Origin of the sequence: Saccharicrinis fermentans DSM 9555 = JCM 21142 (assembly GCF_000517085.1) — a bacterium.
GTDB classification, from domain to species: domain Bacteria; phylum Bacteroidota; class Bacteroidia; order Bacteroidales; family Marinilabiliaceae; genus Saccharicrinis; species Saccharicrinis fermentans.
This window is the reverse complement of record NZ_KI912107.1, coordinates 1,623,587-1,636,464: the sequence shown is the minus strand read 5'-3', so window position 1 is coordinate 1,636,464 and position 12,878 is coordinate 1,623,587. Positions and strand designations below refer to the sequence as shown.

At 36.0% G+C, this 12,878-nt stretch carries 12 protein-coding genes; 10 read left to right on the top strand and 2 right to left on the bottom strand.

The window, feature by feature from the left end:
- Window positions 1-4: 4 nt before the first annotated feature.
- A complete protein-coding gene (locus CYTFE_RS0106585) occupies window positions 5-949 on the bottom strand; it encodes a UDP-glucuronic acid decarboxylase family protein (RefSeq protein ID WP_027471169.1) in 945 nt (314 codons plus the stop codon).
- A 93-nt stretch (window positions 950-1,042) separates the two neighbouring features.
- Window positions 1,043-2,371, bottom strand: coding sequence for a UDP-glucose dehydrogenase family protein (locus CYTFE_RS0106580; protein ID WP_027471168.1), 1,329 nt, complete (start codon window positions 2,369-2,371; stop codon window positions 1,043-1,045).
- 536 nt (window positions 2,372-2,907) lie between these two features.
- On the opposite strand from CYTFE_RS0106580, the gene rpsA reads away from it, so the two are divergent.
- The 10 genes from rpsA to CYTFE_RS0106530 all read left to right on the top strand — a co-directional run bounded on the left by rpsA (window position 2,908) and on the right by CYTFE_RS0106530 (window position 12,872).
- Window positions 2,908-4,758, top strand: a complete 1,851-nt coding sequence (gene rpsA, locus CYTFE_RS25330) for a 30S ribosomal protein S1 (RefSeq protein ID WP_081735926.1) — start codon at window positions 2,908-2,910, stop codon at window positions 4,756-4,758.
- A 42-nt stretch (window positions 4,759-4,800) separates the two neighbouring features.
- Complete coding sequence (locus tag CYTFE_RS0106570; RefSeq protein WP_027471167.1) at window positions 4,801-5,154, top strand: STAS domain-containing protein; 354 nt, start codon at window positions 4,801-4,803, stop codon at window positions 5,152-5,154.
- Complete coding sequence (locus CYTFE_RS0106565) at window positions 5,154-6,080, top strand: ribonuclease Z (protein ID WP_044262626.1); 927 nt, start codon at window positions 5,154-5,156, stop codon at window positions 6,078-6,080. The genes CYTFE_RS0106570 and CYTFE_RS0106565 overlap by 1 nt, the downstream gene beginning before the upstream one ends.
- Before the next feature lie 175 nt (window positions 6,081-6,255).
- Window positions 6,256-7,785 carry a glutamine-hydrolyzing GMP synthase gene (guaA, locus tag CYTFE_RS0106560; protein WP_027471165.1) on the top strand — a complete coding sequence of 510 codons (1,530 nt, stop codon included), beginning with the start codon at window positions 6,256-6,258 and terminating at the stop codon, window positions 7,783-7,785.
- A gap of 131 nt (window positions 7,786-7,916) precedes the next feature.
- Window positions 7,917-9,524, top strand: a complete 1,608-nt coding sequence (locus tag CYTFE_RS0106555) for a S41 family peptidase (RefSeq protein ID WP_044213468.1) — start codon at window positions 7,917-7,919, stop codon at window positions 9,522-9,524.
- Entirely contained in the window at window positions 9,524-10,138 is a 615-nt protein-coding gene (gene pnuC, locus CYTFE_RS0106550; protein WP_027471163.1) for a nicotinamide riboside transporter PnuC, read from the top strand. Before CYTFE_RS0106555 ends, pnuC begins: the two co-directional genes overlap by 1 nt.
- Window positions 10,139-10,161: 23 nt before the next feature.
- The gene (locus CYTFE_RS0106545) at window positions 10,162-10,665 is read left to right on the top strand and encodes an AAA family ATPase (RefSeq protein WP_027471162.1); all 504 of its coding nucleotides are present in this window, start codon (window positions 10,162-10,164) and stop codon (window positions 10,663-10,665) included.
- Window positions 10,666-10,857: 192 nt separating this feature from the next.
- Window positions 10,858-11,784 (top strand): serine O-acetyltransferase EpsC, encoded by a 927-nt coding sequence (epsC, locus tag CYTFE_RS0106540; RefSeq protein WP_027471161.1) that lies wholly within the window; start codon window positions 10,858-10,860, stop codon window positions 11,782-11,784.
- A gap of 135 nt (window positions 11,785-11,919) precedes the next feature.
- Window positions 11,920-12,468 carry a SiaB family protein kinase gene (locus tag CYTFE_RS0106535; protein ID WP_027471160.1) on the top strand — a complete coding sequence of 183 codons (549 nt, stop codon included), beginning with the start codon at window positions 11,920-11,922 and terminating at the stop codon, window positions 12,466-12,468.
- A gap of 23 nt (window positions 12,469-12,491) precedes the next feature.
- On the top strand, window positions 12,492-12,872 hold the full coding sequence (locus CYTFE_RS0106530; RefSeq protein WP_027471159.1) for a DUF1987 domain-containing protein: 381 nt from the start codon (window positions 12,492-12,494) through the stop codon (window positions 12,870-12,872).
- Window positions 12,873-12,878 lie beyond the last annotated feature (6 nt).

The window sequence follows — 12,878 nt, the reverse complement described above, 5'->3', positions numbered from 1 at the left end:
GATGCTAATACTGCTTTAATATTTGATCAAAGTATTCAATGGTTTTTACCAATCCTTCTTTTAATTGAACCTTGGGTTCCCATCCGCCTAATTCTTTTTGGGCTAGTTCAATATTGGGTTTTCTTTGGGTTGGGTCATCGGCAGGTAAGGGTAAAAAACTAAGTTTAGATTTGGATCCGGTTAATTGAATAACCTCTTGAGCCAGTTCTAACATGGTAAATTCGTTAGGATTTCCAACATTTACAGGTCCTAAGAAGTCTTTTCTAGAGTTCATCATTCTAATCATCCCTTCCACCAAATCATCAACATATTGAAAGCTTCGTGTTTGTTTACCATCGCCAAAGATGGTGATGTCTTCGCCTTTTAGGGCTTGAACAATAAAATTGGATACTACACGACCATCGTTGGGGTTCATACGTGGACCATAGGTGTTAAATATCCGAATAACTTTAATTTCTACCTGGTTTTGAGAGTAGTAATTAAAAAATAAACTTTCTGCGCATCGCTTTCCTTCATCATAACAAGAGCGTATTCCAATTGGGTTTACATTTCCCCAATAGTCTTCTTTTTGTGGATGAATTTCAGGATCACCATATACCTCAGAAGTGGAGGCTTGTAATATTTTTGCTTTGATACGTTTGGCTAAGCCCAACATGTTAATTGCCCCCATTACTGAAGTCTTGATGGTCTTAATTGAATTCAGCTGGTAATGGATAGGTGAGGCAGGACAAGCCAGATTATAGATTTCGTCAACTTCAATAAAATAAGGATGTGTTACATCATGACGAATAAGTTCAAAATAAGGATTGTCTAACAGATGGAGTATGTTGGTTTTACTTCCGGTGAAATAATTGTCCAGACAAATTACCTCATTACCTTCTTTTAATAAACGTTCGCATAGATGTGACCCTATAAAACCGGCTCCGCCGGTAACTAATATCCTTTTCATTAATTTTTTTATTTGATGTTGACTTTTATAAATGCAAATGGGTCGTACATTTTATAAATGTACAGACCCTTTATTATTTTTAGGTTGACCAAATTAAGGATGCATGGCAGCTCTACCTATGCTGTAATACGAAAAACCATTTTCAAGAACTTCGGCAGGTTCGTAAATGTTTCGGCCATCAAATATAACTTTGTTTTTTAGGAGTTTTTCAATTACCTTAAAGTTCGGAATTCTAAACTCTGACCACTCTGTAATTACAATTAGAGCATCTGCATCGATGAGCACGTCGTAAGGATCAGCACCATATTCAATTTTATCTCCTAATATACGTTTGGCTTCTTCCATTGCTACCGGGTCGTATGCCTTAACTTTTGCGCCTAGCTTAATGAGTTCTTCAATAACTACTAAAGCAGGGGCCTCACGCATATCATCGGTTTTGGGTTTAAAGGACAATCCCCATAACGCAAATATCATATTGTTTAGATTTGTGCCAAACTGCTCCTTTATTTTCGATACCAATACATGTTTTTGATGGTTGTTTACTTCTTCAACAGCTTCTAGTAAACGTAATTTATATCCGTTTAGGTCGGCTGTTTTGATCACAGCTTTCACATCTTTGGGGAAACAAGATCCACCATACCCTGCACCAGCGTATATAAACTTATTTCCTATTCGTGCATCAGAACCAATACCTTTTCTTACCGAAGTGATGTCTGCGCCTACAATTTCACATAAATTTGCCATATCATTCATAAAGCTAATTTTTGTGGCCAACATTGAATTTGCAGCATATTTCGTCATCTCGGCTGAAGGGATATCCATGAAGATAATAGGATGACCATTCAATAAAAATGGCTTGTAAAGCCTGTTCATCATTTTTTGTGCCTTCTCTGATTCAGTCCCAACAACAATTCGGTCGGGCTTCAAAAAGTCCTGAATAGCATTTCCTTCTTTTAAGAATTCAGGATTTGAAGCAACATCAAAATCAACTTCAATACCTCTTTTTTCAATTTCATCAGTAATAGCTGCTTTTACCTTTTTGGCAGTTCCAATGGGCACAGTACTTTTAGTGACTATCACCATATAATGGTTGATATGTTTTCCAATTTGTCTGGCAACTTCTAGAACATATTTCAAATCTGCACTTCCATCTTCGTCAGGAGGCGTGCCAACAGCAATGAAAATTACATCGGCCTGTTCTAAAGAATCTTTTAGACTCGTAGAGAAAAATAACCTTCCCTTTTCAATGTTGCTATGAACCATGGTTTCCAATCCAGGCTCGTAAATTGGGATAACTCCTTTTTTTAGATTTTCAATTTTTTTTTCGTCGATATCCACACACGTAACGGTGATACCCACATCAGCAAAACAAGTTCCGGAAACTAATCCAACATATCCGGTTCCGACAATAGAAATTTTCATTATTCAAAAATTTAATTTTAAATACAGCAGGTTTTTACTGCAATATCGCAAAAAAATACGTTTTCAATGCTGTATTTTGTCAAGTATGGTAATAGATATTTATAGTAAGTTCAAATAAACCAAATACCTAGGGCTAATTTGAAACGGCAACGCTTTGCTTACTCTATCTAATAGAATTCAAATGTATATAAAATTAACAATTATCAAATAAAGCTACATTCATATTATTGTTATATGCTTGTCTAGAAATACGCAGATTGTTGTTTTTTTTAATAGTACGATTGTTTAATATAAAATAAGGGGTAGAAAGTGTTCATTGACACTCTTGTTGAGATATATTATATTATAAGAAAGTATTGTTTCTATCCTTACCAATGATTTTGATGGTGATTTTATTTGATAATCATGGGCTTTGAAAGCCGTGTTTTGTTGTGATTTTATAAAGCAGGTGTGGTATTTTTTGATAATTTATTCGTACTTTTGCAGCTGTTTTTATAAATATAATGTCTAACTACTAGTAATTAATTGATTTTTAGATGAGTGAAGTAAACGAAAATGCCCAGGAGCTTAACGAAACTCCTGAAGTTAAAAATGAGGTGGTAACTGCTACCGAAAATACTTCTGATGCCGCATTCGATTGGGATGAGTATGAGCAAGGAGAAGTATTTGGAAATTCAGGTTCAAAAGCGGACTTGGAAAAAATGTACGACGAAACCCTTTCTACAATTTCTGAAAAAGAGGTAATCGAAGGAGAAGTTATTGCATTAACCAAAAGAGAAGTTGTAATTAATATCGGTTTCAAATCGGATGGTATCATCTCAAGAAACGAATTTCGTTACAATCCAGAACTAGCTATTGGTGATACAGTAGAAGTATATGTAGAGAGTCAAGAGGACAAAAAAGGTCAATTGGTGCTTTCTCATAAAAAAGCGCGTGCTCTACGTTCTTGGGATCGTGTCAATGCGGCTTTAGAAAATGATGAAGTTATTAAAGGATACATTAAATGTCGTACTAAAGGTGGTATGATTGTAGATGTGTTCGGAATTGAGGCTTTCCTTCCCGGTTCACAAATTGATGTGAAACCTATTCGTGACTACGATATGTATGTTGGAAAAACAATGGAATTTAAAGTGGTTAAAATTAACCCTGAATTTAAAAACGTTGTAGTTTCTCACAAAGCACTTATTGAAGCAGAACTTGAGCAACAGAAAAAAGATATTATTTCTAAGCTTGAGAAAGGACAAGTTCTTGAGGGAACTGTTAAAAATATTACATCTTACGGTGTATTTATCGACTTAGGTGGTGTTGATGGATTAATCCATATCACAGACCTTTCTTGGGGTCGCGTAAGTCACCCAGAAGAAATCGTTCAGTTGGATCAAAAATTAAATGTTGTAATTCTTGATTTTGATGACGAGAAAAAACGTATTGCTTTAGGTTTAAAACAATTAACCGCTCATCCTTGGGATTCATTGGATGCAGAGCTTAAAGTAAGTGATGTAGTGAAAGGAAAAGTGGTTGTAATGGCTGACTATGGTGCATTTGTTGAAATTGCTCCAGGTGTTGAAGGTCTTATCCACGTTTCTGAAATGTCATGGTCGCAACACCTAAGAAGTGCGCAGGACTTTTTGAAAGTTGGCGACGAGGTGGAAGCTACTATTTTAACATTAGACCGCGAAGAGCGTAAAATGTCTCTTGGTATTAAGCAATTGAAAGCTGATCCTTGGGAAAAAATAGAAGAAGCCTACGCAGTTGGTTCTAAACATAAAGCGAAAGTAAGAAACTTCACTAATTTTGGTGTATTCGTTGAAATAGAAGAAGGAATCGACGGACTTATTCATATCTCTGATCTTTCTTGGACTAAGAAAATCAAACACCCTGCCGAATTTACTGCTATTGGTGAAGAAGTAGAAGTGGTTGTTCTTGAAATAGATAAAGAAAACAGAAGACTTAGCTTAGGTCACAAACAACTAGAGGAAAATCCTTGGGATGTGTTTGAAACATTGTTTACTGTTGATTCAGTACACGAAGGAACAATCATTGACCTATTCGATAAAGGAGCCGTTATTGCTCTTCCTTATGGTGTTGAAGGTTTTGCTACTCCACGTCACTTGGTGAAAGAGGATGGTAGTCAAGCTAAAGTTGATGAAAAACTTAATTTCAAAGTTATTGAGTTCAACAAAGCTTCTAAACGTATAATTCTTTCACATTCAAGAGTTTTTGAAGATGTTAAAAAAGCAGCTGATAATTCAGAAAAAGCTGAACAATCAAAAACTACCAAAAAAGGTGTGAAGAAGTTGAAAGATAACTTAGAAAAGACTACATTAGGTGATATTTCTAGCTTGCAAGCTCTAAAAGATCAAATGGAAGCTGACGAGAAAAATTAAATTACCTTAATGAATAGTATTCAATAAAAATCTTTTTAACCGATGGACTTTAAAATTGATAAATTAGATGATTTCACGCTTATTCAGATCTTAAAAGAGAAGCTGGACACTCATGTTGCACCTTCTTTGAAATCTGAACTTGTACTGTTATCCGGAAATGGGGAGAAAAACATTCTTCTCGATCTCGGAAAATCAAGTTATTGTGATTCGTCTGGATTGAGTGCTATTCTTGTAGCTAATAGGTTGTGTAAAAATGCTGATGGTACTTTTGTTTTATCAGGGTTACAACCAGCTGTCGAACGTCTTATTTCTGTTTCTCAGTTGGATTCTGTTTTAACAATTGCCGAAAATATGGATCAAGGGGTGGAATTAATGAGGAAAGCTATTGAAAAATAATGTCTAAATCATTTTCTATCACGATCCTGGGAAGTAGCTCGGCTTTGCCCACTTCTGAAAGATATCCAACCGCTCAGGTGCTCAATGCATCTGAGCGGTTTTTTTTAATCGATTGCGGGGAGGGTACGCAAAAACAACTGCGTGTGCATAAAATTAGGTTTACTAAAATTGAACATGTATTTATCTCTCATCTTCATGGAGACCATTGCTTTGGTTTGATTGGACTTATTTCTTCATTGGGTTTATTAGGCCGAAAAGCAGCATTACATATTCATTCGCATCCTGATCTTGAAAAAATACTTCAACCTCAACTGGATTTCTTTTGTAAGGAGTTGCCCTTTGAGGTAAAATTCGAGCCTTTTAATCCTAAGGAAAGTACTGTTATATATTCAGATAAGAATTTGGAGGTAGAAACAATTCCGTTGCGACATAGAGTGCCTACGGTTGGTTTTTTGTTTAAAGAAAAGCCGGAAGATCGAAAAGTAAAGAAAGAGTTTGTTTTTATTCACCAACCTTCTATTAGGGAAATTCTTGATATCAAAAAAGGAGCAGATTATCATACTAAAGATGGCATAAGGATTCCAAATGCGCAAATAACCAACAATCCTCCTCCTATCAGATCTTACGCGTTTTGTACTGATACCAAATATACCGAAGGCATTGTGGACCAAATTAAAAATGTGGATGTGCTTTATCATGAGGCAACCTTTAGTAAAGATATGGCTGCTTTGGCTAAAAAAACTTATCACTCAACAGCGGAACAGGCTGCAACCATTGCTCGTAAAGCGGAGGTAGGTGAACTATTGATTGGCCATTTTTCTTCACGTTATAAAGATTTAAATGTCCTGCTGAATGAAGCTAAAACAGTATTCTCAAATACTTCATTGGCAGAAGAAGGAAGAGTATTTAATATATTGTTAAAGTAGTGTGGCGCTTGTTAGAAAAGAATGATTGAAAATAATTTAATATTTTATTTAACCTCCTCCTGAAAGAGGGGGCAATCAATCGTATTAATACTAAATGAAAGGAGTGAATATTCCTTGTTAATACCTATCTTTGCGCAAAAATTATTGTTTTATAAACCCATTAAGCCTCTGTTTAATGCAAGAGAAAATAGTTATCCTTGATTTTGGGTCGCAATATACCCAGTTGATCGCCAGAAGGGTGAGAGAGTTAAATGTTTACTGTGAAATTCATCCGTATCATTCAATACCAGAAATGGACGAGGGGGTGAAGGGGGTAATCCTTTCAGGAAGTCCCTACAGTGTTAGGGACGAAAATGCGCCAGTGCCAGACTTGAGTCAGTTTAAAGGTAAGTTACCTCTGTTGGGCGTGTGCTATGGAGCCCAATTTTTGGCGCAAAAATTTGGTGGCGAAGTAAAACCATCTAATACGCGCGAGTATGGTCGTGCAAATTTGAGTTTTATAGATCGAAGTAATCATTTGATGACTGGTGTGCCTGAACAGTCACAAGTGTGGATGTCACATGGAGATACCATCGTTAATTTACCCCAAAATTACTCAGTGATAGCCAGTACTAATGATGTTAGTGTAGCGGCCTTTGAGGTGAAAGGTGAATCTACTTGGGGACTTCAATTTCACCCAGAGGTATTCCATTCAACAGATGGCAAAACTATTCTGTTTAATTATATCGTTTCTATTTGTGGTTGTAGTCAAAATTGGACACCGAACTCCTTTGTGGCTTCTACGGTAGCTGACTTAAAAAATAAATTAGGTGACGATAAAGTGGTTCTTGGACTGTCTGGCGGAGTGGATTCTACTGTGGCTGGAGTTCTTTTACATAAGGCGATTGGTGATAATCTAACATGTATCTTTGTGGATAATGGATTATTGCGTAAAAACGAATACCAAAATGTATTGGACTCATATGAACATATGGGTTTAAATGTGATTGGTGTAGATGCTAAAAAGGATTTCCTGGATGAACTGGCAGGAGTTTCTGATCCAGAAACAAAAAGGAAAATTATAGGCCGCGTTTTTATTGAGGTTTTTGATAGAGAAGCACAAAAAATCCAAAATGTTAAATGGCTCGCTCAGGGAACTATTTATCCGGATGTTATAGAGTCTGTTTCTGTAAATGGACCATCTGCTACCATTAAATCACATCATAATGTGGGTGGATTGCCTGAAAAGATGGACCTTAAGGTAGTGGAACCTCTTAATTTACTGTTTAAAGATGAAGTTCGACGCGTAGGTAAGGCTATGGGTATTTCTCCCGCTTTATTGGGACGTCACCCATTTCCAGGGCCCGGGTTAGCTATCCGTATTTTGGGAGATATTACTGAAGAAAAGGTCGAAATTCTTCAAGAGGTAGATCATATCTTTATTCAGGGTTTAAAAGATAATGACCTGTATGATGAAGTATGGCAAGCTGGTGTTATGTTATTGCCTGTTCAGTCGGTTGGTGTAATGGGAGATGAGCGTACTTATGAAAAAGTAGTGGCGCTTAGAGCTGTTTCGTCAACTGATGGTATGACTGCTGACTGGGTGCATTTGCCATATGATTTTTTGGCCAAGGTTTCTAATGATATTATTAATAAGGTAAAGGGAGTGAACCGTGTTGTTTACGATATAAGCTCCAAGCCACCTGCAACCATAGAGTGGGAATAAGTAGATTTACATATAAAAAGATCGGATTTTTCCGGTCTTTTTTTTGTAGAAGAATTATCAGATCTTCGTTTTGTTTCTATCTTTGCTGATCACACACACACAATATTTAACTCAACTTATTCGCATATAGTATGAAGAATTTTAAAGATGTTTTATCTAAATATATGAGTGCCTGCCTTTTGCTGGTTCTGCTAGGTACCTCGCTTAATGCACAAAAATTCGATAAGGATTTACAAAAACTTCAGTTGGCCTACAAACTCATTTCTACTTTTTATGTGGATAGTATTGATGATGGAAAATTAGTGGAGAATGCTATCTCTGGTATGTTGACCAAGTTAGATCCTCATTCGGTTTATATTTCAAAAGAGGAGGTGGCAAAGATGAACGAGCCATTGGATGGTAGTTTTGAAGGTATCGGAATTCAGTTTAATATTTTTAAGGATACCTTAATGGTCGTTTCTCCCATATCGGGTGGGCCATCTGAAAAGGTTGGTATTCAGGCGGGAGACAGAATATTGGTGATAGATGGAGAAAATGTAGCGGGTGTTGGATTGAAAAATACGGATGTGTTTTCAAAATTGAAAGGCAAAAAAGGAACGAAAGTTGAACTGCAAATTCAACGAAAAAATATTAAAAAATTAATTTCTTTTACGGTAACTCGTGATAAAATTCCTATTTATAGCGTTGAAGCTTCTTATATGGCCACTCCGGAAATTGGATATGTTAAAATCAATCAGTTTTCAGCAACAACACATTCTGAAGTAGAGAGTGCACTGAAAAAATTAAAGGAGCAGGGGATGCAGAATTTAATTTTAGACTTACGAGGAAATCCGGGAGGGTATCTAAAAGCTGCAATTGATGTTGCCGATGAATTGCTGCCTGAAAAAAAATTAATTGTTTATACCGAAGGATTAACGAATCCACGTCGCGAATACAATTCTACAAGTAAAGGTTTGTTTGAGAAGGGTAATGTAGTGGTGTTGATTAACGAAGGTTCTGCTTCTGCCAGCGAAATTGTTTCTGGCGCAATACAGGATTGGGATAGAGGGCTGATACTTGGAAGACGAAGTTATGGGAAAGGATTGGTTCAGCGACCATTAAACCTGCAGGATGGATCCATGATAAGGTTAACCATTGCAAAGTATTATACTCCATCGGGTAGATGTATACAAAAACCATATGATGATGGTATAGATGCCTACCAGGAGGAAATTTACCATAGATTTGATACTGGCGAAGTGCTGCATAAAGACAGTATACATCTGAATAAAAATGAAAAATATTACACAAAAATAAAGCAAAGACCTGTTTATGGTGGCGGAGGAATTATGCCCGATTTTTTTGTGCCTGCTGACACAAGTGGTTACTCAGATTATTACCGTGATTTAGTCGCTTATGGAATATTGAACCGTTTTGTTTTAAATTATGTAGATACACATCGAAAACAAATGGAGCGATCGTTCACTAGCTTTGAACAGTTTGAAAGTAAATTTGTGGTGGGTGATGAAATTATAGAAAAACTAATTCGTGAAGGAAAAAATGAGCAGTTAAAGTCCGATGTTCAAGCATTCAGAAAGGCATCGTTTCCGCTGGTGAAAGCACAAATAAAAGCACTAATTGCACGTAGTATGTGGACTTCAAGTGAATATTTTCAAACCATAAACCCTAGTTCCGAAGTCTATAATAAAGCAATTGATATACTTTCTTCTGAAAAGGAATATACAAATCTATTTCATTAATGGCGGATTATTTATTATCCTGGGGTGAGTGGTTCGGATTTATCACTGCCTTGGTATACCTGTATTTTTCAATAAATCAAAAGATTTGGCTATGGCCCATGGGCATATTAACCTCAGCATTTTATATGAGTGTTTTTTTTGATGCCCGCTTGTATGCTGATATGGTGTTGCAGATTTATTATTTGGTGGTTAGTATTTACGGATGGATCATTTGGAAAAATAGACAAAGTGATGAGCAGGTGGACAAAATTATGATCGTGAAGGTGAATAAAAGTATGTTGTTTAAGCTTCTTTTGGCATTTGGTGTATTATATGTAGCGTTGGCTTTTATTTTGATTGTAGTGCCTCCATTTATTGGTATTGCTGCGTCTGATTTGCCATTCTGGGATGCGTTTACCACTGCAGCTAGTTTTGTAGCTACTTGGATGTTGGCTAAAAAAATTATAGACCAATGGTTGGTGTGGATTGTGATTGATTTTGTATCAATGGGCATGTATTTTTATAAAGGATTATATGTTACTGGCTTTTTATTTTTTGTTTATACAGTCATGGCCATATGGGGATATTTTTCTTGGCTCCGCGATTATAAAAAATACCAGCATAGTATTGCTTAAAATGTTATAAAGATAGATCAAGAATGAAAATAGTTTTAACGGGGCCGGAATCTGTTGGTAAGTCAATGCTCTCTAAGCAATTGGCCTATATTTATCAAGGCGTGTATGTAGAGGAGTTTGCACGGAAATATATAGAGGAGTTGAAGAGTCCTTACACTTATCAAGATGTTGTTAATATCACTAAACAACAGTTAAAAGAGTATGATCACTTGCAAAAAAAAGATGGTTTTTGTTTTTTTGACACCTATCTTATTATTTCAAAAATATGGTTTTTGCACGTCTTTAATAAATTACCAGATTGGTTCGAGGATGAATTTGCGCAAAGACCTGTTGACTTGTATCTCTTATGTAAGGATGATCTAGATTGGAAACCTGATTTGGTAAGGGAGAATAGAGATATAAGAGGTTTGTTGTTTGAAAAGTACAAACAGCAACTGGAGGCGTATGGTTTTGCATATAAAATAATAGAAGGGTCTGGTGAACAAAGAGTACGTAATGCAGTTGATGCTATAGATAAAATGAGTTGAAGATTCGTCTTTTTCTCCAATGAAAATCATGAAGGTGATATGTGCCATGTGATCATGGAAGATTTAATGTAAATACTTAGAACCAATTTGATCGACGCAAATGATTGAGATACAAGATATATATTGTGAATCATGCGTAATATTTTAGGTTTGTATGGTTTTGAATGCGAAAAAAAATAAAAGAAATAAAATATGTCCACATTTAAATATCCGAGTGTTCTTCAAGAAACGATAAAAAAATTAGCCTGTGAAGAATCCTATAAAGCGGTTTGCCATACTCATTTCTTTGAGCACCCTATGCCTTCGGGAGAAAAATTGTCGGAAATAGTAAATTTAGCGAGAGAAGTTATATTTCCAGGGTATTTTGGTGATTCGCCCGTACGATCAGAGAGTATTTATTATTATTTAGGAGTGAATACTGAGCTTTTATTTAAATTGCTGAACGATCAAATTTTGGCAGGACTATGTTTTCAATGTAATAAGAATAACCCTGAGAAACTTCAGGATCATAAAGAAAAAGCTTTTGAAATAACTAAAAAGTTTGTGGCTTTACTCCCTGAGCTACGAAGAGTGCTATCTACTGATGTAGATGCTGCATTCGTAGGTGATCCTGCGGCCAAAAGCAAAGGAGAGGTTATTTTTTGTTATCCGGCCATTAGAGCTATTTCCAGCTATCGCATTGCGCATGCTTTGGTTAATTTAGGTGTTCCTATTATTCCCAGAATGATATCAGAGATGGCGCATTCAGAGACCGGTATCGATATTCATCCTAAAGCGAAGATCGGTGAGTCATTTACCATTGATCACGGAACAGGTGTGGTGATTGGTGCAACTTCTATCCTAGGTACAAATGTGAAGCTTTTTCAAGGTGTTACGCTGGGAGCCAAAAGTTTTCCATTGGATGAAAATGGCAATCCCATTAAAGGAATAGCCCGGCACCCGATTGTGGAAGATGATGTGGTTATTTATTCGCAAGCCACCATTTTAGGAAGGATAACCATAGGTAAAGGTTCTGTTATTGGAGGTAATGTTTGGGTTACTAATAATGTTCCACCACAATCAAAAATCGTGCAATTTAAACCCCGTGATTTTTTGTATACCGAAGGTGGTGGAATTTAGAGTGGGAGGATACATAGTTGATACTAAAATTACGGTTTAATGACCCTTGTAATTAAAATATTGGAAAAATTGACCTTCGATAGGTTTGTACAAGAGTCTATTTTTATATATTTGTGTTGAGCAATATTGAATAAAATGGCATTTAACATTAAGGAGTGGTATAACGAGAAATTGGAGGGAGAAGTTATTTTAAACTTCAATGGAAGCATCACTCCTGACCTAATAACCGAGGCGCTCGAAACGATTGAGAAAAGTCTTAACCTTAAGAACGAAAAAAACAAGGTTAGAAAAAAGGTATACAATGTTTTCGTTGAGTGCCTCCAAAATCTATATCATCATGTAGATAGACCTCCTGTGGATTTAGATCTGGTTCAAAAAGATAACTTTGGTGTGATTATTCTAAGCAAAGACAGCTCTTTTTATAGGATTTCAACAGGTAATTTTGTTGATAAAAACAAAATTAGTGTTATCAAAGATCGTATCGATCAGGTAAACTCTTTAACAGATAAAGAGATTCGTATGCTTTATTTGGATATCATGAGTAATGGCGAGTTTTCAGATAAAGGAGGAGGAGGATTGGGAATGCTTGATATTGTGCGTAAAACAGGCAATAAATTGGAGTACTATTTTTATAAGTACAGCGATAATCATATATTTTTTTCATTAGACGTTTATATTAGTTAAAATAACACCATATAGTTTGTAATATGGAAACAATAGTAAGAGAAGGAACCCCTAAAACCCCATATGTAAGGTTTGACGGAGAAAAAGGAATCATTGAAATTAAAGGTAGATCTATACCTGAAAATTCGATAGAGTTTTACAAGCCTCTAATTGACTGGCTTGAAGAGTATGGAGGAATTGGAAAAGAAGAAACGGCTGTAAATGTTCAGTTGGAGTATTTCAATGCCAGCTCGTCAAAGTGTATACTGGATATATTTAAGAAACTGGAGGTTTTGTTCAAAAAAGGACAAAAAGTAGAAGTGAACTGGTATTACGAAGAGGATGATGAAGATATGTTTGAGGCTGGTGAAGATTATCAGTCTATCATTAACATACCTTTCAAGATGATTGAAATGGAAGAATAATTTGCT